This window comes from Paenibacillus sp. S02, assembly GCF_019454065.1.
Lineage (GTDB): Bacteria > Bacillota > Bacilli > Paenibacillales > Paenibacillaceae > Paenibacillus > Paenibacillus polymyxa_B.
Map to the genome: position 1 here is coordinate 3077495 of NZ_CP073682.1, position 26576 is coordinate 3104070.

The 26576-nt window shown below is 43.0% G+C and carries 23 protein-coding genes and 2 pseudogenes; 9 read left to right on the forward strand and 16 right to left on the reverse strand.

The window, feature by feature from the left end; translation table 11 throughout:
- Positions 1 to 271: 271 nt before the first annotated feature.
- Entirely contained in the window at positions 272 to 1030 is a 759-nt protein-coding gene (locus tag KAI36_RS13480) for an SDR family oxidoreductase (protein WP_025723222.1), read from the forward strand.
- A 139-nt stretch (positions 1031 to 1169) separates the two neighbouring features.
- On the forward strand, positions 1170 to 1787 hold the full coding sequence (locus KAI36_RS13485) for a TetR/AcrR family transcriptional regulator (RefSeq protein WP_025723221.1): 618 nt from the start codon (positions 1170 to 1172) through the stop codon (positions 1785 to 1787).
- A gap of 487 nt (positions 1788 to 2274) precedes the next feature.
- Here the strand turns inward: KAI36_RS13485 and KAI36_RS13490 are convergent, their stop codons facing one another.
- Positions 2275 to 2934 carry a TetR/AcrR family transcriptional regulator gene (locus KAI36_RS13490; protein ID WP_149096545.1) on the reverse strand — a complete coding sequence of 220 codons (660 nt, stop codon included), beginning with the start codon at positions 2932 to 2934 and terminating at the stop codon, positions 2275 to 2277.
- A gap of 245 nt (positions 2935 to 3179) precedes the next feature.
- Here KAI36_RS13490 and KAI36_RS13495 point away from each other — a divergent pair, with 245 nt between their 5' ends.
- Together KAI36_RS13495 and KAI36_RS13500 are read left to right on the forward strand one after the other, a co-directional pair.
- Positions 3180 to 4175 carry an aldo/keto reductase gene (locus KAI36_RS13495; protein WP_220025113.1) on the forward strand — a complete coding sequence of 332 codons (996 nt, stop codon included), beginning with the start codon at positions 3180 to 3182 and terminating at the stop codon, positions 4173 to 4175.
- Between the two features lie 635 nt (positions 4176 to 4810).
- A pseudogene (locus tag KAI36_RS13500) lies at positions 4811 to 5223 on the forward strand (MerR family transcriptional regulator).
- Between the two features lie 128 nt (positions 5224 to 5351).
- On the opposite strand, the gene KAI36_RS13505 reads toward KAI36_RS13500, so the two are convergent.
- The gene (locus KAI36_RS13505) at positions 5352 to 5573 is read right to left on the reverse strand and encodes a hypothetical protein (RefSeq protein WP_025723218.1); all 222 of its coding nucleotides are present in this window, start codon (positions 5571 to 5573) and stop codon (positions 5352 to 5354) included.
- A gap of 221 nt (positions 5574 to 5794) precedes the next feature.
- On the opposite strand from KAI36_RS13505, the pseudogene KAI36_RS13510 reads away from it, so the two are divergent.
- A pseudogene (locus KAI36_RS13510) lies at positions 5795 to 6235 on the forward strand (LLM class flavin-dependent oxidoreductase); the annotation flags it as partial.
- Positions 6236 to 6518: 283 nt separating this feature from the next.
- On the opposite strand, the gene ppsA reads toward KAI36_RS13510, so the two are convergent.
- The 3 genes from ppsA to KAI36_RS13525 form a co-directional block, all read right to left on the reverse strand.
- Positions 6519 to 9131 (reverse strand): phosphoenolpyruvate synthase, encoded by a 2613-nt coding sequence (gene ppsA / locus KAI36_RS13515; RefSeq protein ID WP_220025114.1) that lies wholly within the window; start codon positions 9129 to 9131, stop codon positions 6519 to 6521.
- 623 nt (positions 9132 to 9754) lie between these two features.
- On the reverse strand, positions 9755 to 10114 hold the full coding sequence (locus KAI36_RS13520; RefSeq protein WP_220025115.1) for a hypothetical protein: 360 nt from the start codon (positions 10112 to 10114) through the stop codon (positions 9755 to 9757).
- 321 nt (positions 10115 to 10435) lie between these two features.
- Positions 10436 to 10966 carry a GNAT family N-acetyltransferase gene (locus KAI36_RS13525; protein WP_258382163.1) on the reverse strand — a complete coding sequence of 177 codons (531 nt, stop codon included), beginning with the start codon at positions 10964 to 10966 and terminating at the stop codon, positions 10436 to 10438.
- A gap of 146 nt (positions 10967 to 11112) precedes the next feature.
- Here KAI36_RS13525 and KAI36_RS27290 point away from each other — a divergent pair, with 146 nt between their 5' ends.
- Both KAI36_RS27290 and KAI36_RS27295 read left to right on the forward strand, forming a co-directional pair.
- Entirely contained in the window at positions 11113 to 11391 is a 279-nt protein-coding gene (locus KAI36_RS27290; protein WP_258382164.1) for a MerR family transcriptional regulator, read from the forward strand.
- 86 nt (positions 11392 to 11477) lie between these two features.
- Entirely contained in the window at positions 11478 to 11753 is a 276-nt protein-coding gene (locus KAI36_RS27295) for a GyrI-like domain-containing protein (RefSeq protein ID WP_258382165.1), read from the forward strand.
- A 263-nt stretch (positions 11754 to 12016) separates the two neighbouring features.
- On the opposite strand, the gene KAI36_RS13535 is transcribed toward KAI36_RS27295, so the two are convergent.
- Together KAI36_RS13535 and KAI36_RS13540 are read right to left on the reverse strand one after the other, a co-directional pair.
- A complete protein-coding gene (locus tag KAI36_RS13535; protein ID WP_220025116.1) occupies positions 12017 to 12247 on the reverse strand; it encodes a hypothetical protein in 231 nt (76 codons plus the stop codon).
- Between the two features lie 49 nt (positions 12248 to 12296).
- Entirely contained in the window at positions 12297 to 12950 is a 654-nt protein-coding gene (locus KAI36_RS13540; protein ID WP_220025117.1) for a GntR family transcriptional regulator, read from the reverse strand.
- A gap of 160 nt (positions 12951 to 13110) precedes the next feature.
- Here KAI36_RS13540 and uxuA point away from each other — a divergent pair, with 160 nt between their 5' ends.
- Positions 13111 to 14187 carry a mannonate dehydratase gene (gene uxuA, locus KAI36_RS13545; RefSeq protein WP_220025118.1) on the forward strand — a complete coding sequence of 359 codons (1077 nt, stop codon included), beginning with the start codon at positions 13111 to 13113 and terminating at the stop codon, positions 14185 to 14187.
- Positions 14188 to 15795 (forward strand): mannitol dehydrogenase family protein, encoded by a 1608-nt coding sequence (locus KAI36_RS13550; RefSeq protein WP_220025119.1) that lies wholly within the window; start codon positions 14188 to 14190, stop codon positions 15793 to 15795.
- A gap of 551 nt (positions 15796 to 16346) precedes the next feature.
- Here the strand turns inward: KAI36_RS13550 and KAI36_RS13555 are convergent.
- The 9 genes from KAI36_RS13555 to KAI36_RS13595 form a co-directional block, all read right to left on the reverse strand.
- Positions 16347 to 17345 (reverse strand): NADP-dependent oxidoreductase, encoded by a 999-nt coding sequence (locus KAI36_RS13555; RefSeq protein ID WP_220025120.1) that lies wholly within the window; start codon positions 17343 to 17345, stop codon positions 16347 to 16349.
- A 178-nt stretch (positions 17346 to 17523) separates the two neighbouring features.
- A complete protein-coding gene (locus tag KAI36_RS13560; protein ID WP_220025121.1) occupies positions 17524 to 18603 on the reverse strand; it encodes an alkene reductase in 1080 nt (359 codons plus the stop codon).
- Between the two features lie 49 nt (positions 18604 to 18652).
- Positions 18653 to 19405 carry an SDR family NAD(P)-dependent oxidoreductase gene (locus tag KAI36_RS13565; protein ID WP_220025122.1) on the reverse strand — a complete coding sequence of 251 codons (753 nt, stop codon included), beginning with the start codon at positions 19403 to 19405 and terminating at the stop codon, positions 18653 to 18655.
- Between the two features lie 303 nt (positions 19406 to 19708).
- Complete coding sequence (locus KAI36_RS13570; protein ID WP_220025123.1) at positions 19709 to 20281, reverse strand: TetR/AcrR family transcriptional regulator; 573 nt, start codon at positions 20279 to 20281, stop codon at positions 19709 to 19711.
- A 100-nt stretch (positions 20282 to 20381) separates the two neighbouring features.
- A complete protein-coding gene (locus tag KAI36_RS13575) occupies positions 20382 to 21419 on the reverse strand; it encodes an aldo/keto reductase (protein ID WP_220025124.1) in 1038 nt (345 codons plus the stop codon).
- 690 nt (positions 21420 to 22109) lie between these two features.
- Positions 22110 to 23216, reverse strand: coding sequence for a Gfo/Idh/MocA family protein (locus KAI36_RS13580; RefSeq protein WP_220025125.1), 1107 nt, complete (start codon positions 23214 to 23216; stop codon positions 22110 to 22112).
- A 237-nt stretch (positions 23217 to 23453) separates the two neighbouring features.
- Entirely contained in the window at positions 23454 to 24182 is a 729-nt protein-coding gene (locus tag KAI36_RS13585; RefSeq protein ID WP_220028126.1) for a ThuA domain-containing protein, read from the reverse strand.
- Between the two features lie 36 nt (positions 24183 to 24218).
- On the reverse strand, positions 24219 to 25391 hold the full coding sequence (locus KAI36_RS13590) for a Gfo/Idh/MocA family protein (protein WP_220025126.1): 1173 nt from the start codon (positions 25389 to 25391) through the stop codon (positions 24219 to 24221).
- 52 nt (positions 25392 to 25443) lie between these two features.
- Positions 25444 to 26499, reverse strand: a complete 1056-nt coding sequence (locus KAI36_RS13595) for a LacI family DNA-binding transcriptional regulator (RefSeq protein ID WP_220025127.1) — start codon at positions 26497 to 26499, stop codon at positions 25444 to 25446.
- Positions 26500 to 26576 lie beyond the last annotated feature (77 nt).

A 26576-nucleotide genomic window follows, 5' to 3' on the forward strand; every position in this document is an offset into this window, starting at 1 on the left:
CTGCTCTATTTTTTTATATACGCATCAGTAGACCTTCATTGAATCGACATCTTGGATTTGTCCTTCCAACAAGGTTTGAAGAAGTTTGCGTTCACGATTCGAGTCGGAAATCTCCCCAGCGGGCTACTTCTTCCTCATTTGTGTTCACTGTCTCCTGTCCACGTAGTGATCTTATCACACATCAATAAAAATATAAAGCTGAGTTACTTGACTTTGGTTGATTCCCCCTTTATATTTGTCCTTGTAAGTATCTTGCACTGGAGGTTTTAACATGAATAGACTTAAAGGTAAACGAGCACTTATCACGGGCGGCACCAGCGGAATTGGCTTGGAAACGGCCAAGCAATTTCTGTCTGAAGGCGCTGAATTGATTGTCACCGGAGTAACCCCAGCAAATGTAGAAAAAACGCAAAAGGAACTAGGAAATCAAGTCCTTGTGCTTCAAGCAGATTCCCGAGATCTCAACGCCCAACGTCAACTGGCAGAGCGCATTGAACAACATTTCGGTAAGCTGGATATTGCCTTTTTAAATGCAGGTGTATCCGACTGGCGTCCATTCGAGCAAATTGATGAAAATAGCTTTGACCGCTTATTTGCCATCAACGTAAAAGCTCCATTTTTCTTAATGCAGGCGCTGGTTCCCGTGATGGCGAACCCCTCCTCTGTCGTCCTGATGGGATCAAACAGCTCTCATGCTGGATATGCAACTTCTAATGCTTACGCGGCTACTAAAGGTGCCATTTCCACCTTGACCAAAGCCTGGAATTCTGACTTATTATCGTCTCACGGAATTCGCTTCAACACTGTGAGTCCTGGACCGATTGATACGCCGCTTTATGATAAGGATAAGCTCGGCGTATCTACCGAAATTCAAGAAATGGTTATGAACGGCATTCGTGATAGCATTCCAGCCGGGCGCTTAGGTACAGCCAAAGAGATTGCCAAAGCTGTTGTCTATCTGGCTTCGGATGAGTCACGCTTCACCATTGGCGTTGATTTGGTTCTGGATGGCGCGCAAACCATTCTTTAATGTGTTAGTCCTATTGCTGCTTAAGCCCTCCGCAGGTGCTTAGGCAGCTTTTTCTTTTAGAATACGGTCAATTGTTGTATAGTACAAGAGAGGGTGCTACCCCTCTGATAGGACTTAAATCCAACTTTGGAGTGGAAATATGGGAACAAAATCAACTTACCATGAACGTATAAAGGAAGAAAAAAGGGCATGTGCTATTGCCGCTGCAAAAGAACTGTTTTTTGAAAAAGGGTATGCGCGCACCACGTTAGCTCAGATTGCAAAACTTGCTGGTCTCTCTACAGGAACATTGTTCAATCATTTCCCGACCAAGGAATTGATCTTCGAAACCATCGTCAAGCATTTTTGGGAGCTTGATCCCGAATGGGACGTTCCACCGGTACTGGGCTCTCCATTGCAAGGATTGATAAAGTTCGGACGAGATTACGCATGCGTGCTGACTCGTGATGGAATGGCTCCTTTATTTCGGGTCGTCATTGCAGAGGCCAAGCAGTTCCCCGAGCTCAGTCTTTTTCATTATGAATTGGGTGAAGGTGCTGTTCATCAGAAATTGACGCAATATTTATTAGATGAAGTTCAATTGGGTAATATAAACCTGCCGGATGCGGCAAAAACGGCCAACGAATTTATGAGTATAATTGCTGGGCAGGTGCTATGGCCCAAAATGTTGCTGCTTGATTTCAGTATCTCCCGAGAGCAGGCTTTTCAAATAGCGGACGAGGCTGCACATATGATAATAAATAAGTATGCTCGCTAAAACAGACGAATACGAGTGATCTCCTATAACGGGAGTCCCTCGTATTCGTCTGTTTTACGTTCTAGTCTTAGACGCACTCTGTTTATAGAAAATGAAGAACAATCGGGTTTTTCCCATCTTATAATCGATGTTCCCCCTCTTACCTCATTATACTTAATTAGATGTAACTTATTGTTTCTGAGGAGAACTCCTTTAATCTCATTATATTACTAACGGGGTTAATACCCACTAAGTACTCTCATGATTCCAATTATAATCAAAGTATGAAAAGAGTATCGATATCACTCATTTCATTATTGGTATATTATTACATCACTGATTATTGATCTAATCAACCTATTCATGTAATAGAAGAAAAGGCGAGAAGAGGAACGCCCCGCTCATGTGCCACATTGTGCAGCCGTGCGTTTCATTCGCGCCTTTTATGCTTCTAATGTATCATTGAAAATCCATCATATGATGCCCAAATTATTCTAAATTGCTAAGTTTAATATAAGTTTTTTGAGATTTTTTGTGCCATATACTCAATTTTAGGAATCATCAAGTTGTCATCTATCATTTTAATTTTATCAGGTTTAAACAACTGAATTTTTTTTAGATTGTAATAGTCAAATAGCACTTGATACACGGTCAAATGGTTCTCCACCAAATACTTTACATCTAAAATGTTTCTTAATATCTCATCTTGCATAACGATGAGCCTACCATCAATCTTATTAAAAAAACCCTCTTTTATTCCTTCATCATAAAAAGCTAATTCCTGATATTCTCGTTGCTTCATGGATTCTTTTAGTCGCTCATAGTTCTCAGGGTAACTACTTTCAAGATCCCTTAGGAAAATGTCTGTGAAGAACTCTTTTAATAAGATTGTTTGTTCAAATGTTTGCTGAAATCGCTGAACAATTACTTGGTCAGAGTCAGAATCTTCAATAATTTCGTGGATATATTCTACACAAATACTCACAATAAACGTTATGATATCTTCTTTGGTAGAGAAATATTTATATAAAGTGGCCCTGCTTATATCCATGATTTTTGCGATTTCATCCATTTTTAGACTTTGAAATCCATTTTTTTTAACGTACGTTAACAATCTGCTAGTAAGAGTTATCCTCATATTATGTTGTTTTTCATTCTGCCGTTCCATCTAAGCGCCCCCTAATACCTTATATTATATCTCATAATCATCATTTTAAACAAACTATACTAAATAGACATTTTATACTCCTTTTGTTTACTTTATTCACCTATCATGATATTATGTTTTTGTTCCTATGAATAACAGAGATGAAAATTCATATTGAACGAACTACGATTGGATACCTTTTTTAACTAGGCTTTAAACATTTAGGTGATAACAATCTAATTTTCATTATTTAAGGAGGAACAAAAATGCATACTCGAAGTCTTGGTCAACAAGGTTTAAAAGTCTCTTCTATTGGATTAGGTACTATGGGGATGTCAATGGCATACGGTCCTTCAAATGAAGATGAAGCAATAGCAACTATTCGTCGAGCTTATGAGCTTGGAGTTAATTTCTTTGATACAGCAGAATTATACGGATATGGAACTGGTCACAATGAACAGTTGCTGGGTAAAGCTGTAAAGGATTTTCGTGACAAGGTAGTACTAGCTACCAAATTTGGATTTGACATGACAGCCGAACCACTCGGAACACGTTTTAATAGCCGTCCAGAAAATATTCGTAAAGTAGCAGAAAACAGCCTTCGCTATCTGCAAACGGATTACATTGATGTTTTCTATCAGCATATCCCAGATCCCGATGTTCCTATCGAGGAAGTAGCTGGAGTCGTTGGAGAGCTTATTCAAGAAGGCAAAGTTAAATATTTCGGTTTGAGTAACACTGGTTCAAAAACTATTCGTAAAGCTCATGCGGTTACCCCGGTTTCTATGCTTCAGACCGAATACTCCATATTCGAGCGTGAGATTGAGGACAACGATATACGCACGACTTTGAATGAACTGGGTATAGGTTTAGTGCCTTACTCTCCTTTAGGCAGAGGGTTCCTAACAGGTGCTGTTAAACCGGCTCAAGACTACGCCGAAGACGATATGCGTCGTCACGACGAGCGTTGGCAAGGTGAAAACTATATCTATAATCTACGAGCAACGGAACAACTTAATGAACTGGCTTCTAACAAAGGTATTTCTGTAGCCGAATTGGCACTAGCTTGGCTTCTCGCCCAGGGAGAAGATATCGTCCCGATTCCGGGTACACGAAGTGCTAAGCGGGTTGAGCAAAACGTTGCTGCTGCTAATGTCAATCTTACAGAGGCTGATCTTCAACGTATTAAAGAAATCCTCCCACACGGATCAGCCGGTAGTCGGTACCCTGCCGAAATGATGGAGAGTTTCACAAGAGATTGATAATTTTGTTTATAGAATACTGAATTTAAGTATAAAATAAAAAACAGTTGACTAGAATTTATTCATAGTCAACTGCTTTTTTAATTGACCACTTAAAACTCTATATCGCTCTGTTGAATAAACCTATAATTTCTAGTGTATGTTTTCGATGCTTTTCAGTAATCTACGTGGGAAAGTACTGCTGCTAAGATCACGCCGAAAGGACAAAAAGTTTCTTTGCGCGAATACCCTTGAATGTATCTGCAATCATTCGCTTTATGGGCTTCTTCGTTTTTGATTAACCATTGTACTCTTTACGGCCAGTGTGTGTAGAGATCATATATGGGTAGAACTATCCACCTTGTGTAGGCTCACCGTAAATGTCTGCCCCATCGTAGGTAGGAATATTTCCTTTGAGGCAGTTATCACATTTCACCCCAGAAGGGTTCATACATCCGTTACAATCCCGGCAATCTCGTGTCCAGGAACGAATGGATAATTCAAGCGCCCCCCTCTAGTTAACTCTAGGTCAAATGTTTATCTTATTTTTTATCTTCGATGCACTTTGACATGCATTTATAGCATGGTAGAATTCACTCGGATCAATCCTAGAGTTAACCCGAAGTATACTCCTAGTAGAAAGGAATTCATTGTACATGACCTATTCAATCAGTGAAGTTGCTAAAAAATTAGACCTTACGGTATATACATTGCGTTACTACGAAAGGAAGGACTCATGCCTTTTGTAGAACGTACCACGAGCGGAACACGCTTGTTCAAAGACTCCGACATTGACTTTCTTAAGATCATTCAATGTCTGAAACTGACTGGGATGTCTATTAAAGACATTAAGGACTTCGTTGAATGGTGTTCTGAAGGGGACTCCACACTGAAGCAAAGATATGACATGTTTACGGAGCGAAAAGCTATTGTGGAAGGACAAATGGAGGAACTACGAAGAACCATGGAAGTCTTTGAGCACAAATGTTCTTACTACGAAACTGCTTTGGAAGTTGGAACCGAAGAGATTCACAAAATTAAATCGATAGAAAATGCCCTCACCAATTGATGGCACGCACAAAAAAAGTAGCTTGAAATCCTTTAACGGATTCCAAGCTACTTTTTTGGTAAGTCTCTGCTCACCATATTGAATAGCACTTCAGGAATGCTCATCTATTACTTGTAGAAGTAGCTGCATCATGTTTCCAAAAGCTTCAGTGCGCCCAGCTCCACCGCAGAGTTTACGATCAAGTAACCTGATGGCGTGTCCTCTACCTCACTGATCATAACTTCGAAAATTTTATACAGTGCTTCCACTGCTGTCTTGGACGCTTTAATTTCTGCGAGTAAAGTGTTGCTGACCTTACCTCTGTAACGATCCATTGCCTGCAAAAACAGCGAATGTTTGTCATCAAACATATCATAAAATTTTCTTGGCCAAAAGTTAAAGAAAACTTCTGAAAAATTCTTTTTTTATTCTTGAAAACAATCGAAAGTAGAATCAGCCCATTTCAACTATTTGAAATCTATTCAAATTTGGAGAGTTCATCTGAGTTAATTTCGTTGTATAGGCTATATCCTTAAGTATTCTACCACCTGAAATACGCATTTCAACATTTCTTATTTGAAGCTGCTACTGAGCACATGCGCATTTGAGTATGGAGCGCAGACATGCAATGCTCAAGTCAGTGCTTGGCCTTGATTTAAGCAGCTTTGCTTTGGATCATCGCGTAACTGCCGATATGCTTCCTGATCCGAATCAGCCAGTCCGCAGCCGGACACATGCTGAGCTTTTGCGCCGGTTTATTATAAATCATCAGCCTACAGTGGAAGATGTGTTGGCAAGACCCGAGGTCGTCGGATCTGCTCATTGGGTTTCCGTTGGAACAGTTGAGGACGTATTGCACAATATTATTGAGCGGTTTGAGGCTGGGGCTATTGACGGATTTATAGCTCTTCCAGGCGGTTCAGAAGAATCTATGAAAATATTTTTCGAAAAACTAATGCCGCAGTTGGTTGAAAAAGGCTTGTTCAGAAGCAAATATGCAGGTTCGACTCTGAGGGCACATTTGGGTATTTAACACCTGATACTGTCGAGAACAAGACATTAAAAGTCGCTATTTTAGCGGCTTTTTTTGTTATAACGGTACAAGTACTTGTCTCGAGTCGAGGAAAAGAACTTATACCTATTGCCGTAAATGTGTTTTTTCGATCATTAAACAAATAAGTTCTTAAAGTACAACCCCCAATTTAAAATCAGTTGATTTTTTTTGGGTGCTTTGTGTCATGGGTAGATAAAAGGATAAACAGGGTAACCGCCCTTTTATCCATGTGACAGAGGCTATTACTTAGCGTATTCAGCCATTACAATATTTCGATATACCCTTCTGTTCCATGCACGCGAATTCGTTGCCCATCTTTTATCAGCTTGGTAGCATTCTCCACTCCGACAACTGCGGGTAAGCCATATTCACGTGCGATAACGGCTCCATGAGTCATCAGTCCACCAACTTCGGTGACTAGGCCTTTTATGGATACAAACAATGGTGTCCAGCTGGGGTCAGTAAAGGAGGTGACTAATATATCTCCATATTCTAGATCAGCATCTTCCATGTTTAAGATGACACGTGCTCGCCCCTCTATAAGTCCAGAAGAAACAGGTAGACCTACAATAGCTTCGGTTGGGAGATTTTCTCGTTTGTACTCACCTGCAATGATTTCACCGTCAGACGTGATAACACGTGGCGGAGTTAGTTTTTCGAAAAATTTGTAATCGTCTTTTCGTTTACTGATGATCTGATAATCCAGTTTATTTGTGCGTACGACTTCATGAAGTTCTTCAAAAGTGAGATAGTATATATCTTCTTTTTCAAGAATAACGCTAGCTTGTACGAGTTGTTCAGCTTCTTTCAGTAAAGCCTGCTTATAAACGAAGTAGCGATTAACCATGCCATATTTGGGATATTCACGATAACCGATGAAATTCCGGATTAAGCTGATCACTCGTTTTGTCTCTTCAGCTTTTTGTTCACCATCCGGTAATTGCTTCAATCGATCTAATAACTCTTGTTCTTTTTCTAAAGCTTCCTGTCGCCCCTGCTCAAATTTCCGATGGCTAGCATTAGGCTCAAAGTTTTTGATATTACTGAGAATCATGGGGACAAGTGTAATTGGTTTTTCACTCCAACGAGTTCTTGAAATATCAATTTCACCGGCACATCGCATTCCGTATTTGTTGAGATAAGCATAGATAGCGTCTTGAGTTTCCTGTCCACCATCAAACTTAACCAGTTCATCCAAAAAATGATCCTCTTTTACATGTTGTAAATAATCAATGACTTCCGGATAAGGACGAATCACATCTGCGACATCCAATAGCGCCAGACCCATTTCCGAAGTAATGTTGTTTGGTACAGATTGAGAAAGCGTATCTGCTGCGTTTTTTTCACCTAACCACTCGTACATTTTTTCATTGATCCATGACGAAGCATTCATAGCAGTCATAAAAACCTTTGAACTTTGTGGGTCAAATAAGATCTTCTTTAATTCCTGGAGATCTTCCAGAATAAAATCAAATAAATCTGCTCCTGATTTCGTTTGGATGTTTTGTTTTAATTCTTCTATCGATGTTTGAATGTTCTTAATCAAATCAGAAACGATTGCCGGATCGTTTTCGATTTGTGCTTGAAAACCTGCAGACGACAACCCTTTACTGCTATTACCGGAACTCCGTTCTTTTCTATCATCTGATAACGATTTTATAAAATCTCGCTCTATTAGGGTCATAAATGCGTCTTTTATGAGCGGATCGTTTTTTCCCAGGGTATTTAAGAAAGTTTCTCTGCTGACAGGTGAAGCCAGCATAGGTGTAACATCAACAAACAACCTTCCCCCGGCTTTACGCATGGGTGCAGAAGTTATTAACAGGTAAAAAGACAATCCCAATGGTTTTATCGGGTCAGTCATCATTTGTTGATGACCGACAGATACGTAAACGTGATTTTCTTGATCATTCGCTTCAGGGATCGGGTATAAAGTCGTGATTGGACGACTCTGGAGAATATAAAAAGTATCATCAACCAAACACCATTCGATATCTTGTGGATAGCCAAAATAAGCTTCGATCTGTCTTCCCATACGTGCCAGTTGTAAAATTTGTTGTTCAGTAAGGGTTTGAGTCTTTTGCTGATCGGGATCGATCTGCCGGGTCTCTGTTCCGCCTTCTCTTCGTCCATAGATAGCCAATTTTTTGGTTGCTATCCTCTTATCGATGATTTCCCCTTCCTGTACTTTATAACAATCGGCAGATACCAAGCCAGAGACCAGTGCTTCTCCAAGTCCAAAACTGGCATCGATGGATAGCAGCTTCCGGTTGGATGTAATCGGATCAGCGGTAAATAAAATTCCTGAAGCCTGTGGGAAAACCATCCTTTGAACGATAACGGATAAATAAACTTGACTGTGGTCAAATCCATTTTGCATACGGTAGATAACCGCGCGATCCGTAAACAGGGAAGCCCAACATTTGCTGATATGGTGCAAGATTGCTTCTTTGCCGATGATATTTAAATAGGTGTCTTGTTGGCCAGCAAAAGAGGCATGTGGCAAATCTTCAGCAGTCGCACTAGAACGTACTGCATAAGCATGTTCCTCTCCGAACCGGGAGAGATAGTGAGTAACTGCTTCCACAACATCGGAAGGAACTTCTACTTCCATAATGATTTGTCGAATCTGCCTGCTGATTTCACCAATTTGAGCTCGTTCTTCTGCTTTTAGCCTTGTTAGTCGGTCCAACAATGCATAATACATTTCTTTTTGTTCGATGGCTCTTTGATACCCCACTGTTGTAACACAAAAACCTTCTGGTACATGTATTCCTTCAATTTTTGATAATCCCCCTAAATTCAACCCTTTTCCGCCAACGAGCAAAAGCTGCGTTTTTTCCATTTCCTGAAAACCGAGAACCAAAGAACTCATTCAATATCTCTCCTAACTATTAAATTGAGAAAAAAACATTTGACAAGAGTTTAGCGGCATGGTAAAGTTTAATTATAAGATGTGATGATTTTGTCCATTAAAATTTTCTAAATCGTAATCTGATTATATCATCGTGTCTGTTTTATATGCAATATAAAAGAACCTGATAAAACTATCCAGGTTCTTTTTTGATTTCCCCTATCATTAGTCACATCAAAAACCATGGCTCGAGCCGAACTCAGTTACTGCATAGTTCCCTATCGGTCCTATGTAGCCTAAGGAAATCCTGAAGTTGCGTCGGGTTCTTAATGAGCTAACCTGCCCGCTAGTTCAGCGAACGAAGCGCGTATAGTGAACCTCTTATATTTTTTCCGGGCACGTTCATCTTTGCACTTGGGAAAATGGGAAAACATGAAAGTTTCTATAATTCACTTCATCTCACATGTGATTCTATAGGCTCTTCTTTATGATAAACTAAAAAGAAGATAATTTATTTCATTCTCTATTCCTGGCTTACACTTACTGTGAAACAATGTGATATGTAATAATATATCCAGGATATGTTTGTTACATTTGCCAAATTTACTTTACTTTCACTTACGTTTGTTATAAGCCCGCGTCAACTAGCTCTTCAAAAGCCGGTACAGCAGCACCTCTCTCTTATTCTCAAACGTTCGCTGTATCTCCAGAAATTCAGGTACCTCCGACAGCCGGGAGGGTCTGTACCCGGGGCCACCGCAGCCGCATGAGTGGTAAGCGTATCCTTGTTGATATAGTAGCTCCACCTTTTTCCACTGCTTAATATCCGTTTGCTTTGGGGCCTGAAAATCATGACCCATGTCATGCATGGATGCCTGGCATTGCGGACAGACATGGCCAACCCGTTCATGTATTTCAAACCGTGATGTCTGCTTATATACCTTCCTGCAGGTAAAACAGGCAAAGATATCTTTATATGGGCCGTACATTGCGTATCTGCACATATTGTTCCCCCCTTTATAATCTAGAATTGATCTGGCATTTTTTACTTACATCATGGAAATATTTCAGTATTTTTTTCAATTGTAATATAATTCTCCTTTTTACGCAGCGGTTTAGGAGGTTTACGGCGAGCGGTTGCGTAAAACATTATACCCGACTACTCGCCCAATTTTATGGTCTTAAAACAGGGAATCTTCATTTTTGTCCTGTTTGAATGCAGGTGTCGGAACTTTCATTCTATACGAATCAAGCCTTAAGAGCTTTTTCCTCCCCCCACACTATTTTTACTTGACCTACTATAATGCGTCCCTTGCTCAAATAAATTAAACTGAATTCGGGTAAACAGCCGGAACATTGTACACCTCCCTGTACAGTTGATTTTTTATGAATTTAAATTGCGAGTCTGTCAAAAGATCGGGATAGCTCATGATACATAAAGGAAAATTAGAATTTCCCGCGCGCAGCGGAGGCTGAAGATACTTGTAGTTCCCTAATCGAAACCCAAGACGCTCGTAAAACCTGATCCTTCTCTGCTTTAGCTCATCTTCTGGCGGTTCGACTTCCAGGATTACTGGCAAAGTAGATTGCTTTATAAACCGCTTCATTAAACGTTTTCCTATCCCCCCTCCCCGAATCGTCGGGGAAACAGCAATATTCTCTACATATCTAAAAATCTCAAATTCCCAACCCGCGAGAAAAGCGATCACTTCGCCTTGCTTATTCTCCTCAGTCAGCAGACGATAACGCGGATTAGAAAGTAATTCCTTCTGTTCTTCATAGTTTCGATATTCGATGATAGGAAAGGATTCTTTCATAATAATGAATATTTGATCAAATATCTCACGTTGAATCAAATTGCTCACTTCCTAGCTATAATTAATTTCTATCCTGTATGAACCACACTAAACCCTGGTATTATACTAGAGTCAAGAATTTTAATTACATTTAGAAATGTAAAGGTGTGAGTGTAATGAAAGACTATTATAAAATAAGTGAAATATTGAAACTTTATGGAATTGGTATTGATTCATTGCGGTATTATGAGAAGTTAGGCGTATTGAAACCTCAACGTGATGTGAATAGTTACCGCATTTACGGTCTTAACGATATGTACAAGTTAAATATCATTCGCGATCTTCGTCTATTAGATTTCTCCATGCAACAAATCAAAGAGTACTTGGATTATCAGAGTATTGACAATACTTTGGAACTACTGCATGAAGAACAGGTGCTCATTCAAAAGCAGTTAAAGGAGCTCCAAACGAAGGAACAAAGATAGTACATGAAAAAAAGATTCATGACTTCGGAAATCAACTTTATGCAGCTTCTGTATCGGTTGATGAGCTAAAAGATGGCGCACCGGTTGTGTTTAACTCTGTTTTTTTTATTCTGGATCAAGATGAAAATGAATATGACTTTACTCTTCCCGCAGGAGAATATCTTTCACTTTATTATCGTGGAAGTTATCATCAAAGCACAGACAGAATAATAGAAGTAATTACGTATGCAAAAGAAAATAACTTGAAAATATTGGGCAGTCCTTTTGAAATTTACGAGGTTGATAATCGAGATACTATACTTGAGGAAGAGTATTTAACGGAAATACAAGTTAGGGTTGGGAATCAAACAGTCACAAGCTGAGGGTATTGCTGAAGTTAATAAGAAAGGCAAACATCAAGGTTTAATAACGGTCACCAATTTAGGCTTGATTTAATTTAAGGTATTAAGCTGTCCCAAGCCAGACAAGAACTTGACCAGACATATGCTCGTACAATGAATAACTGTACGAGGGACTACAGGATACTGAACCTTACGGTTGCCCCATGACCTTCTTCGAAGAGTACAGTCAATCATAGTGTTCTCCATAATACAACTTGATGCGTTCTGCTATTTTTTAAAAAATTTCAGCCCTTTTCCCGTCGCTTCAAGAAGGATTCCATCTGCCATGTATACAAGGCCGCAAACTCCTGTGAGGATTCCTCCAGTTTGAACACCGCCTGACGATAAATAACAATACTCACCAGCAAAAATGGAATGACACAGGCCAGCACGTTGCCGGCCTTAAATTTTGCTGCAGTCTCGCATTTCTTACTCGCTCTATCACCGACATATCCAACTCGTAGAACAGTCCCCATGATTTACTCACTTCTTCAATATTCATACATGTTAATTTGAGCTAGCCCCTTATTTCTTGATATAATCAGCGAACTTCCGGAGAAAATCGAGCGAATGGATATCCTCTCTGAGATGATGATGAACCAGATCATCCATTTTGGTTGTTTCCTTATTCAGTATGTATTCAAGCATAGCCTGGTGCTCATGCCAGATGCCCATCAGCTTCCCTGTTTCCAGCATATGCAGCTTGCGATATCTGATGTAGTGAACATTCGACTGCTGAATGAGCTGCCAAAGAAACCCCCGCCCCACCAATTGGAACATGGTTTGGTGAAACTGATCATCCAGACTGAGAAATTGATCCGTAGCATGATCTTCTTCAATCACAGCTCTCTGTCTGTCCAGAATATCGCTCAGCTTCTGTACATCGCTTAATGCAATTTGCGAAGAAAGCTCCTTCATAATCTCCTTTTCCAATGCGCTTCTTAAGTAAATAATTTGTTCAACGGACTCCAGATCAATATAGGACACAATGTTCCCCTTCTTGGGATAAATATCAATGTAGGACTCAAGCGCAAGCCACTTCAATACATCGCGTAGCGGAGTTCTGGACAGCTGGAAGCGTTCTGACAAGGTCGTCTCGCTGAGAAGAGTACCCGGCTTTAAGGTCAGTGACAAAATATCTTTTTTCAACAGTTGCATGATTTCTTCTTTTGTAAACATATCATTCCTACCTTCACTTTATATATCTAGTTTTATTATAAAGCATTTTGAGGTGACGAACTCCTCTGAAATTATCATTGACAAGAACAAATCCTATAATTTATGATCAACTCAAACTTGTATACAAGACAAACGAAATACAATCAGGGAGGGTATCGTTATGAATATGACCTGGAGATGGTATGGGGAAGGCAACGACAATATTACACTGGATCATATCCGGCAAATTCCGGGAGTTATGGGCATTGTCTGGTCTTTACATGATAAGGTAGCCGGTGAAGTATGGGAAATGGAGCGAATTCAGGAGGTAGCTGATCAGATTACGAGCAAGGGCTTTAGTACGGCGGTCGTAGAAAGTGTAAATGTCCACGATGATATCAAAATCGGCCTGCCATCCCGCGATCAATATATTGACATTTATATCGACACTATTCGAAAATTAGCCAAAGTGGGAGTTAAGGTGATTTGCTATAACTTTATGCCTGTCTTTGACTGGACAAGAACAGAGCTGTATAAGGAACTGCCTGACGGGTCCAACGCCCTCTTTTATGAAAAGGCTGCCATTACCGATGATCCTCGCCAAATGGTGGATCGGATTCTTGAGGGAGCCGGAAAGTTCACCATGCCTGGCTGGGAACCGGAGCGGTTGGCGAGACTGGATGAACTTTTTGCTGCTTACGCGGATGTCACAGAAGACAAGTTGTTTGACAACCTGAAGTATTTTCTTGAGCGCATCATCCCGGTCTGCGAGGAGGTTGACATCAAGATGGCCATTCATCCTGATGATCCGGCATGGCCCATCTTCGGATTGCCGAGAATTGTCCGTAGTCGTGAGACCATCCAGCACATCCTAGATGCAGTGAACAGCCCATATAATGGTCTAACCTTCTGCACAGGCTCACTGGGGAGCAATCCTGAGAATGATTTGCCTGCCATGATTCGGGAGTTTCATGATCGTATTCATTTTGCGCATATTCGTAATGTCAAGGTGTTTGAGAATGGTGACTTTATTGAAGTGTCACACCGCGGGAAGGACGGAAGCGTCGATGTTCCGGAAGTAGTTAGAGCTTATCACGAGAACGGCTATCAGGGATATGTACGCCCAGATCACGGCAGACATCTATGGGGGGAAGAAAAGAATTGTCGGCCAGGCTACGGTTTGTATGACCGTGCACTGGGAGTTATGTACTTGCTTGGTGTCTGGGATAGTCTCGCTCAAGGCAAAGGAGTGAAATAAATGCTCCAACTTGACCGGAAAGGCCTTTCAGACAAGGCGACCTGGAAAGCAGCAGACATCGAACTGCCAAAATATGATCTGGAGCTTGTAGCCAATAACACCCGAGTTAGACCGCAATGGGTGCATTTCGGCGCAGGCAATATTTTTCGAGGGTTGATAGCCAACGCGCAGCAACAACTGCTGAATAGATTGAAAGCGGATACAGGTATTATTGCAGCCGAAGCCTTTGATTTTGAAATGATCGACAAAGTCTATAAGCCTTACGACAATTTAACCTTACTGGTGTTGATGAGTGCAGACGGAAGATTTCACAAGAGCGTGGTCGCAAGCATCGTTGAGGGACTCGCAGCAGAGCAAAATCGTCCAGACGACTACCTCCGTCTGATTGAAATATTTGAAAATCCGTCCCTGCAGATGGCCAGCTTTACTGTCACGGAAAAAGGATACGCCCTGACTGGGCCCGACAGCAAGTATCTGGCTGTTGTGGAGAGGGATTTGACGAATGGTCCTGAACAGCCGATGCATGTGATGAGCATAGCTACTTCGCTTGCCTATCGGCGTTATCTGAAGGGGCGGCATCCAATGACCTTTGTGAGCATGGATAATTGCTCCCATAACGGCGATCTGTTAAAGGATAGTATGATTGCTATCGCCAAGGAGTGGACTCGCAGAGGCCTGGTAGAGGAAGGATTTGCAGACTATCTGCAGAATGAGGAGAAAATAACCTTCCCCCTGACCATGATTGACAAAATCACCCCCCGCCCTTCCTTGCAAGTACAGTCTGCTCTTCGGGGGCTGGGGTTAGCCGACATGGAGATGATCGTTACCTCCAGGCATACGTATACGGCTCCCTTTGTCAATGCTGAGGTTAGCGAGTATTTGGTCATTGAAGACAAGTTTACGAACGGGAGACCTGCACTGGAGGACGCTGGCATCATCTTCACGAATCGGGATACGGTGGACAAAGTGGAGAAGATGAAAGTCACTACCTGTCTCAATCCGCTGCATACAGCGCTGGCCCTAGCTGGGTGTCTGCTTGGGTATGAGCTTATTGCAGATGAAATGAGGGATCACACATTGCGTCGTCTGGTGGAAACCATTGGCTACAAGGAAGGTTTGCCTGTTGTAGTTGATCCCGGTATTATCCAACCGAAACCATTTATTGACGAGGTATTGCAGGAACGCTTCGCCAATCCCTATATTCCGGATACGCCTCAGCGGATTGCGACAGATACCTCTCAAAAGATGAGCATCCGTTTTGGTGAAACCATAAAGTCTTATGCTAGCACAGCAGGACTTGACCCTGCGAACTTGACTGCTATTCCCTTGACCATTGCGATCTGGTGTCGCTATTTGCTGGGAGTGGATGATCAAGGAGCACCCTTCACACTCAGTCCGGACCCGTTACTGGATACATTACAGGGATATTTGCAGAATACGAAGCTGGGCGATCAGACCTCCGAGGTCCGCTGCCTCCTCAAGGATGACAAACTGTTCGGTGTCCGATTATATGAGATTGGTCTGGGCGACAAGATTGAAGCCATGTTTCATGAGATGCTGGCAGGTCCTGGTGCAGTCCGAAGCACGATAGAGAAGTATGTAAACTAGAACTTATATTAATGCAATCCCCCTGCCAGAAACATTGGTCAGGGGGATTGCATTAATGAGAACCAATTCTTTAAATAATCAACATCCACATGACTAAGTATCTGTTCTTCTCCCCTTTTTTTGGATTCACAAAGTAATATCAAATCTCGGAACGGCGTCTATAATATTTTTACTATGTTCATGTGCCGAGTCATTCGAGAGTAATTCTACACCGGCGTGTACTAGCGCTCATAAAGGTCCGCGAATTCCGTTATTTAGCTCGCTAGAATGCACGTTTTAGAAACAAATAGTAGAATTAACATTCTAGTATCATGAAAAAAATGTAATTTTAATATAAGTTGTATGGATAGATTAGCTATATGGAGAAGTTTTTTCTTTTGTAATTGAAGTTTTGTGAATCACCCTTATGCCACCCCCTACTTTATGCAGATACTCCGTCAAATAACTCCGTCAAATCCCCAGTGTCATACTCAGATGTGCTTACTTCGGCCTACAGTATAATTTGTTTATTCTCAGAACACGTGAGCAACATCACTTAAGTTGCTTATTATTTAGAAGGTCACAATCACTTTGCCCTGGGAGTGGCCCGTCGACACTTTAATCAGCGCCTTGTTAATGTCACCAAACGTATAAGTTGAATCTATAGAGGGCTTGATATTTTCTTTTTCAACAAGTTTAGTGATTTCTTGTAATTGACTTCCATTGGCTTGCACAAATAAAAAACGATATTCATTTTGATTCTTACGCGCTAAAGAATCTAAGCGAGCACCCACTAGACCAAACAATGCTTTTTTCCACATTGGAAAATGATTATCAACCGCAAAGCGATAATTAGGTCCGGCTTTCAATGATACCAATTTCCCTTGTCGTTTTAAAATGCCCAGTTCAGCTTTGATCTCTTTGGTACCCAAGGTGTCGATCACATAATCGATATCGGACAGTATGTTAGCATAATTCTCTGCCTTATAATTTATGAATTGATCAGCCCCGATCGACAGTGTACGTGATCTGCCTCTTTCACTGCCACTTGTAATAACATATAATCCCATTGATTTGGCAATGGGGATTGCCATAGCGCCAAATCCTCCGGTTCCTCCAGGAATGAATAGCTTTTTATTCGGCTGGGCATGGAGTACATCGTGCAATGCTTGATAAGCAGTCAAGGCAGTAAGGGGTACCGCAGCAGCTTCAATAAAAGATAGATTTTCAGGCATGATGGATAAAGCATCTTCATCCACGGCCGCATATTCAGCAAAAGCACCGATTTTATTAAGCGGCAACCTCGTATAAACAGGGTCACCAACCTTAAAATTCAAAACATCATCACCAACGGCTTCAATAACGCCAGATAGTTCATTCCCTAAAGTTAATGGCAACTTATAGTCAGCAATCATCCGAACACTGCCATTCAGATTAAGAATGTCCAGTGGATTTACACCTGCAGCTTTTACTTTGACAAGAACCTCATGGCTATTGATATGTGGTATGTTAATATCATTTAATTCCACTTGGATTTTTTTTGAATATTTCTGTATTTGTGCTGCTCTCATGATTCATCCTCTTCCTTTGCTAATTTTGGGGTAGCACACCATGAATGCAATCACTAGTTAAGAGTGTAGGTGGATCAAAATAAATATTCAGTGCTTGGCTAATAAAATCAAGGTAGAGTAGATAAATCATGGCGTACAACTTTCAGTCGTACGCCATGATATACCATATTCACTATTGTTACCCCTCTTGGGATTCTAATTCTTCCATCGTAGGATAATCCGTGTAACCTTTGCTTCCCAGACCAAAGAATGTTGTCGGATCTGCTTCGTTCAATGGAGCACCTTTTTGAAGTCGTTCCACTAAATCTGGATTGGCTAATGACCACACACCAACGGGCACCAGATCAGCAAGGCCACTATCTATATCCACGCTAAGATCTTCCTGAGCTCGTCCAGCACGATTGACTAACAATGGATTCGTCCAGATTGAGCGAATGTCTTGGAGCAGCTTTTCATTTCCAAGATGCATGACATGAAGGTAAGCTAAATCCAATTGAGCTAATTCCTTTACAAGGTAGCGATAAAGTTCAGGACCTTGTTCACCATCTTGGATCCCACCAAGAGGTGTCCCTGGCGAAATACGGAAGCCTGTTCTTTCTGCTCCAATTTCTTCGATGATGGCTTTCGTTACTTCGATCGCAAAGCGAGCACGATTTTCTATAGATCCCCCGTATCCATCTGTCCGTGTATTCGAGTTTTCTCCGATAAATTGATTAATCAGATAACCATTGGCTCCATGAATTTCAACGCCATCCGCACCTGCTTTAATAGCCGCTGCTGCTGCTTTCCGGAAATCAGCAATGGTCGTTTGAATGTCCTCTTCACTTAACTCACGAGGAACGGGAATGTCCTGCATACCTTTAGCAGTAAACATTTCTACACCGGGCGCGATTGCAGATGGCGCAACAGGTTGGCGATGATGTGGTGTATTATCAGGGTGCGACATGCGACCAGCATGCATTAATTGGATATACATATATCCACCTGCTTTATGCACTGCATCTGTAACCTTTTTCCATCCTTCAATATGTTTATCCGTATAGATCCCAGGTGTCCATAAGTAACCTTGTCCATCATCAGAAGGCTGTACACCCTCAGTAATAATGAGTCCCATTGACGCTCGTTGAGCATAATAAAGAGATGTTAGCTCTTCCGGTACACCATCTTCTTGCGATCTACTACGTGTCATTGGTGCCATTGCTAAACGATGTGGTAACTCCATTTCTCCAATTTTCGTTTTACTCCACAACTTCTCCATTCTGATACTCTCCTCTTCAAATGAAATTATATGGATATATTAATTCGATTTAAAATTCTGAAATTATTGGATAGATTTCGCCTCTCAGATTGAAATCATAGTTCTGGTCTACAATCCCTACCACCTCGTTGCTATCATAAAGATCTACCATGAAGCCCGCCATTTGTTTGGCAGTGTGGTACTTAGGCATGTTTGCTTTGTAATCAAATTCTTCAGCATCTATTGATTTCTTCACGAATTCCGTTTCCGTTATAGCTGGTGCTAAAACTTTTGCCTTTAGTTTTGCCCCTTTTAGTTCTAGTTCTTTTGCAAGTCCTTCTGTGAAGGCACTAACGTAATATTTTGATGCAGAATAAGCAACACTCCCAACAGCAATGGCATATCCGAGTGCGGATGAGACGTTAATTAACTGAGTTCCTTCTACATCAGCATAATCTCGCACATATAGTGTAGAAAGGATCGTCAAGGATTCGATGTTAACACGTAACATAGTTTCAACTTTATCTAAATTCTGTTCTGCTACAAAAGAAGCTTCACCGAGCCCCGCATTGTTAATCCATGTCTCAATTTGGTATTCCTTTAAATTGTTATATAGTGTGTAAGCCTGATCTGTAACAGACAGGTCACTTGTACGAACAATAACATTTACAGTAGGATCAATATCCTGAATTGCTGATTTAAGTTCTTCTAATTTATCCAATCTTCTAGCTACCAAAATTAAGTTTTTGCCGCGTGCAGCAAACGCCAATGCCGTCTCATATCCAATCCCTGAACTTGCTCCTGTGATAACTGTATACTTCATAATATTCTCTCCTTCATAACATGCAGATTAGTATAAATGAGTTTTAAAGACGATTTTAGAATGATCATTCTTATTAGGGTAAAAAAACAGTTAGATCTAACTTGCTATTAGCATATCAATTTTAGAACGAACAGTAAAGAATTTTTTTATGGCTAAGAATTTTAATTTTGGAGCGGTATTCCTTGACTTGTTTGAGGCATAAGATACAAGTTCTTTCTTCCGCTAGAGGGACAAGAACTTGTATCACGGAAACAAACTTCCATTTGGGTGACTCCTTTTGCCTGCCATGCTGTAATTCCACTTTTAATCTAAAGCGGACAGTGTCATATCAATAATATTCTTTAATTTTTGCTGATCCGTTGTTGTCTTTACCAACGTACGTAGCCCCAACCACGCATTCATTAAATAATGAGAAATAACTACAGGATCAAGGACAGCCTTGAACTCACCCGATTGTTGACCCTCCAGAACAAGGTTAGTCAAGAATTCCTCAGTTCGCGAATAACTCTCATCAACTAAGGATGCAACTTCAGGATCCAACACGCCGAGTTCCACGCCTGAATTCACGAGAAAACACCCTAGAGGTTCTCCTTCATTTCTTACTGTCGACTCAAACAACTCCCGAATTAATTCTTTGATCGGTTTTTGTTTTTCAATCAGAAACCTCATTTTGTTGGTCTGCTTCGTTTCATATCGTTCGAGAGCTTTCATAAATAAGGCATGCTTATCCCCAAAGGTATCATAAATACTTCTTCGGTGAATACCCATAAACTCAACCAAATCTTGCATTGAAGTTTTCTCATATCCTTGTGCCCAGAATAGTTGTATTGCTTTATCTAATACTTCATTAACTTCAAATTCTTTTGATCTTGCCATCGTCATCACCTCGAATAATCATTATACAATTTAGTGAACGATCGGCAAACTGGAAATAAAAAAGTGAATACATTACAGCTATGAGGCTTATCTTATATATTTAACGTAGGAATCTCCGTTTGTCTGCTTGTAACCAATCAGGCGTCCAGCCTTTTTCCAGCGCATCCAGGGTTACTCCCGGCGGAACGATGGCATCTATCGCATCCAGGATATCAGTGCTCAATCGGATGTCACTACCCTTTAGCGTTTCACGTAGTTGCTCAATTGCTCTTGCCCCCACAATGGCGGAAGTAATCGACGAATGAGCTTGTGTAAATGCCATGGCGAGATGAGGCAAACTTAATCCTGCTTCATCTGCAAGAGTTTGGAGCTTGGCGATGGCTTCAAATTTGGTGCGATTTTCTTCTCGATTAGGGTCAACAACAGATTTTAAGCGTCCAGCGAAGGTGGCTGCTCTTGAATCCGGGGCAACGGCTGCTCCTAAACGATATTTCCCCGTTAGTAAGCCACCCGAAAGTGGGCTCCAAACAAGTACGCCCATTCCGTATTTTGCTGTTGCAGCAAGCAGATCGAATTCGATGCTTCGATTCAAAATGGAATACGGGGCTTGCTCGGATATAAAGCGTGCGGTATTTTTGCGTTCACTAGTCCATTGTGCTTCGGTCACTTGCCATGCCTGGAAATTGGATGTACCAATGTAGCGAATCTTCCCTTCACGAACCAAGTCCGTAAGTGCGTCAAGACTCTCTTCAATATCGGTATGGAGATCCGGCTGATGTAGTTGATATAAATCGATATAATCCGTTTGCAACCTTCTCAAACTATCCTCTACTGCACGCTTAATCCAACTTTTCGAGTTACCGGATTGATTGATCCCACTGCCCATGGGCATTCCGCCTTTCGTGGCCAGAATAACATCCTGTCTGCGTCCTTTTAGGATGTGACCCAGAATTTCTTCGGATTGACCACTTGAATAGACATCCGCTGTATCGATTAGGTTAATGCCTCCTGCCAAAGCTTCATCCAGAATGATTGCAGCTTCTTTCTCCGTATTATTCCCCCAAAAACCAAAAGTACCTGTACCTAATACAAAACTGCTTACTTTAAGGCCTGTATTTCCTAATACACGATATTCCATGTTCAATCCATCCCTTCTCCATCTGTTATAACGAGAATGATCATTCTAATATGCGTAGAAGAGCTCCACGGCAAGATCTCACACCACTCCTCATAACTCTTGGCTTCTTATCCGTGTATTCCTCCCACGCCAACAATATAACATATTTAGAATGATCGGTAAAGAATGATTTTATGACCGAAATTAAGATCAGGTCTTTTAGGAGTATAATCCGACCACGCCAAAGATGTTCGATGAAGAATGCAAATTGAATGGCTGTCTGTATGACGGGGATCCGGAAAATGTAGCGGAGAAAAATCCGTTTCAGTTCATCATATTTTCGATTATTGACTCCTCGTCAGTTTAAAGTTAGGTTACCAAGTGAACCCTCTCATTACCGGTTGAATGCACACGTGAGCTTTTCTTATCTGACGTACTTATGACGGTTATTTTGCTTTGTCATTTCTCTTTTAGTATTTCTCTATAATTCTATCAATTTTAAAAGATCTGTTTAACTAAGCGGAAGAATTCACTACGCCTGACGCCTCCAACCCCTATCCTATTTATTAAAAAGGACTTCCACAACTTCTCGATCTGTCGAATTTCCCGAAAATGAACTAAGAAGACTCCAAAGCCGCGGTCAAAACAGAGCTGAAGTCTTCTTTTCAATAGAAATGAACATTCCAAGCGGGATGTAAAAATTACATTAGTTTACGTATCTAACGTATGCAAAGGCAGGTTTTCCGGTAAAGCCGCCGGACGCAGACATGTGCTTTGCATTGGATAGAAGGTCTGCTGATCGGAGGAATCGTGGAACGCCCACATCGCCTCCAGCACATGATAGGCCAATTCACCACTGGCGCGGTGAGGACGTCCGCTGCGGATAGCGTAGGCCATATCGGCAACACCGATGCCCCTTGTGTTCTCCTGGTAGCCCGGCAGCAGCGGTACCTCTGTCCATTCTTGCTCGCCTAGCAGCCTATAGCGAACTGGCCCTCCGAACGTGTTCGGGTCAGGCACCTGTAGCGTGCCATGAGTGCCGTATACCTCGATCGGTGGCAGAGTGCTTCCACCAAAGATGTCAAAGCTGGTAATCAGCGTGCCGACAGCCCCCTGCTTGAAGCGCAGCAATCCGGCCACATGGGTCGGTATATCGACCGGGATGGTCTGGCCTCTCTTTTTCTCGCTCGTAATCATTCGTTGATCCATCGCCTTGCTTGTCATGCCCGAAATGGTAGCAATCGGACCCAGCAATTGCACCAGAGCCGTCAAATAATAGGGGCCCATATCAAACATTGGACCGCCGCCGACTGCATAATAAAATTCAGGATCAGGATGCCAATGTTCATGTCCACGGCTCATCATGAAAGCCGTAGCGGCTACCGGACTCCCAATGACTCCGTCTTCAATCAGCTTCAATGATGTCTGTATACCGGAACCGAAGAAGGTCTCCGGTGCGCAGCCGACAAGCAGTCCCTTTTGATGAGCAAGATCCAAGACAGCCTGCCCCTGCTCACGGGTGACGGCAAGTGGCTTCTCCACATAAACATGCTTGCCTGCCTCAAGAGCTCTGAGACAAACGTCGGCGTGAACGCCCGGAATGGTCAAATTAATAATGAGTTCGATCTCCGGATCAGCCAAAATCTCATCTACCGAATATACATTCGGAACATTAAACGCTACCGCCTGCTCCTCTGCCCGACCTTGGTCCAGATCCGCTACTGCGTACAGCTCTAGAATGTCGAAACGATGGCAATTTTCCATGTAAATTCCGCTAATTTTACCACACCCGATAATGCCTACTTTCATTTTGTTCATGCCTGGGCTCCCTTCTTCTTCAGAAAAAATGGATAATGGCATTCTTTTATTTCATCGGATACTATTAGAGACTGGCAATACGAATTCAATCAGGACATCATTGCATAAGGGCACATGCCTAACGGTATTACCGTCCGTGTTGTCTGTTCTCCTTCTGTGCTCTGTCCCTTTCTGACCATGGTGAGTTCAGGTGGTCAAACTCTTTGCCAGAGGTACTACCAATTCATCCGATCCACGTTACCGCTGCTGGTTGTCTGTCATGCCTGTATAAGCCTCTGCCAGAGAGCTGCCCTGGGTGGCCACCGCCTGTTTGCCTGCTGCTGCCCACAGAAACCCGCTGCGCATCATCTCGGTCACTTGAGGCATATCTATGATATCTGCGTGATGGCCCAACGAATTGTAGAAGACGCGTCCGTTCCCCCAGCGCTTCGTCCATACAACAGGCATATCCACTGGCCCATTGGCTGAATGGGGACCTGTTACGACCGGGAAGCGTGTGGTTGCCAGCACTTCAACTGCCGGGTCTACGTGGAGGTAATACTGCTCGCTTTTGACCTGAAAATCCTTAATGTGCTCTAGAAGTGGGCTGGAGCCGCGCTTCATGCTCACCATGTACTCCACCCCGTCATTGCCGGGATGCGCAACCCATTGCCCGCCTGTCATGAACTGCCAGTCCACGTTGTTCCGGAAGGCATCACACATGCCGCCATGGCAGCCTGTGAGACCTACACCGCTTTGAACGGCTGCTGAGACATTATTGACTAGTTCCTGCTCAATCTGTCCCATGGTCCACATTGGAACGATCAAGTCCAGGTCAAGCAGTTTCTCTGCATCCTGGTAGGCTTCAAGGGTATTAGACACCTCCACCTCGAACTGCTCTTCCTTCAAAATGCGTTCAAAAATGGCCGCCACCTGCTCCGGCTCATGTCCGTTCCATCCACCCCATACAATCAGTGCCTTGCGCATCTTTAATCCACTCACCTTTCGGAATGTATTGTTATACTACATTTCTTCAATGGATACCCAGCGGCGTTCCTCTATGGATCGTTCTACCGCTTCAAGCACAGCCTGACAAGCGACACCGTCGTGGAAGTTCGGCGAAGGTTGTCGTCCTTCGGAGATGGCACTCAACATCTCAAGCATCTCGTGGGTGAAGGTATGCTCGAATCCAATTGTATGTCCTGCAGGCCACCAGGCTTCAGAGTACTTATGTGCCGGATCGGTGGCGAGTACGCGGCGAAAGCCCTGAACGTCCTCCTCATCCTGTGTGAAATACACTTCCAGTTCGTTCATTCGTTCAAAGTCAAACCGCACGCTGCCTAGGCTACCGTTGATCTCGAATGAATTTGTGCTCCGATGTCCGGCAGCAAAACGTGTGGCCTCGAAGCTGCCCAGCGCACCTCCGGTGAAGCGTGCCAGGAACAGCGTGGCATCATCGACTGTCACTTCTCCCATCGGAGCATTTGCTTCAGCACTCCTTTTGGAGCTCAACCCGCTCATCTCCAAAGCCAACGGGCGCCGTTTGATGAATGTCTCGCTCATGCCGATCACTTCATGGAACTCGCCGACCAAGAAGCGAGCGAGATCAATCAGATGGGCGCCAAGATCACCATGAGAGCCAGAACCGGCCACTTCTTTTTGCAGCCGCCATACCAGCGGGAAGGACGGGTCCATGATCCAGTCTTGAAGGAAGAAAGCACGGAAATGATAAATTTTGCCTAGGCGACCACTCTCGACTAGCTGCTTTGCCAGCTGAACAGCCGGAGAAAAGCGGTAGTTGAAGCCTACCATATGTCTGACCCCTGCTTCCTCTGCTACCTGCAGCATGTCACGGGAATCCGCCAGCGAGAGTGCAAGCGGCTTCTCACAGAACAGATGCTTGCCATGGAGGGCAGCCTCAACGACAATTTCCTTATGGGCATTACTCGGGGCGTTAATATCAATGAGATCAATATCGTTACGTTTCACTAGATCACGCCAATCCGTAACACTTTCGGTCCAGCCGAACTGGCGGGCAGCCGCCTGAACCCCCTGCGCGTTGCGTCCACAGATAACGGACATCTCTGGCTGCAGCGGGGCATCTGGGAAGAACATGGGTAGACTACGGTAAGCGTTGCTGTGAGCCTTGCCCATAAATTTGTAACCAACCATTCCGATACGAAGACGATTAGACATGTCGTGATCCTCCTTATGGGTCTGAGTTTCAACGAGTTTTTGACGATTGGTGTTATGGACGAATGGATGACGCCCTGATAATCAGCTCTGTGGACAGGAGTTCTCTTATCGAGTCGGATCCGATCAGTTCCAGGGCTGGAATAAGGTCCAGAGAATCGGGTATAAGCTTCGTGGCTGCAAGCTCTCCCATCTCATAAAAAGGAACGCGGACACTGCTAAGCGGCGGAACAGCCATCTCAGCCGCATCCGAATCGTCATAGCCTACAAACGCTGGGAACCGGTCAACTGGCAGTCCGCGCTCACGGAGACCCTGCATTACCCCGAGGGCCATCCGGTCGTTCGCCGCAAATACGGCATCAATATCATTCAATTTGTCTGCTATTGTAGCTGAGGCTTCGAGCCCGCTTCGACGGCTGTAGTTACCTTCCAGAAGCAGATCGTGGTCATATTCAATACCAGCCTCCTGAAGCGCGGTACGGTAACCCTTCATTCGCTCAGTACTATTGGAATAGATATCCGGGCCGTTGAGAAAGGCAATCCGCTTGTATCCCTGCTCGATGAGGTGACTTACAGCCGCCCGGCTGCCTTCCACATGGTCTGCATCCACTTCACAGAACGATTGCCCTTCAAAATGGTGATTCATGACGCAGAACGGACGCCCTTCTTCCTGAAGTCTCTTTAGAGCTTCCACCTCATCGTGGTCATCCCTGGCTCCAAGGATGATACAGGTATCGATCCTTTGCTGGCGGAAAAGACTACTGTAATCAATCCGTTCCCCCGGCTTCCGGAACAATAGAAGCAGATCGAGCCCGCTGTCTCTGGCCTTGCTTCCGATACCACTCAGCATCTCAGAGAAAAAATAGGCTGAGAACAGGTGCGCCTTCGGGACATAAGGCATAACTACACCAAGATGGCCACTCTTGCTTCGGGCAAAGTTACGGGCCAGCGCACTGGGAACATATCCAAGCTGATTAGCTGCGTCCAGAACCCTTCTCCGCGTATCCTCTTTGATAGGACCTACTGCATTTAAGACCCGGGATACCGTCGCTTCAGACACGCCGGAAAGTTCTGCTACTTCCTTGCGCGAAACGATATTACCCACCTCCAAATCATTTTATGTACGCGCGTACATTTTCTCATGCAGCCATACCTCTGTCAATCCCAAAAAGCGTGCTTCAAAGATGA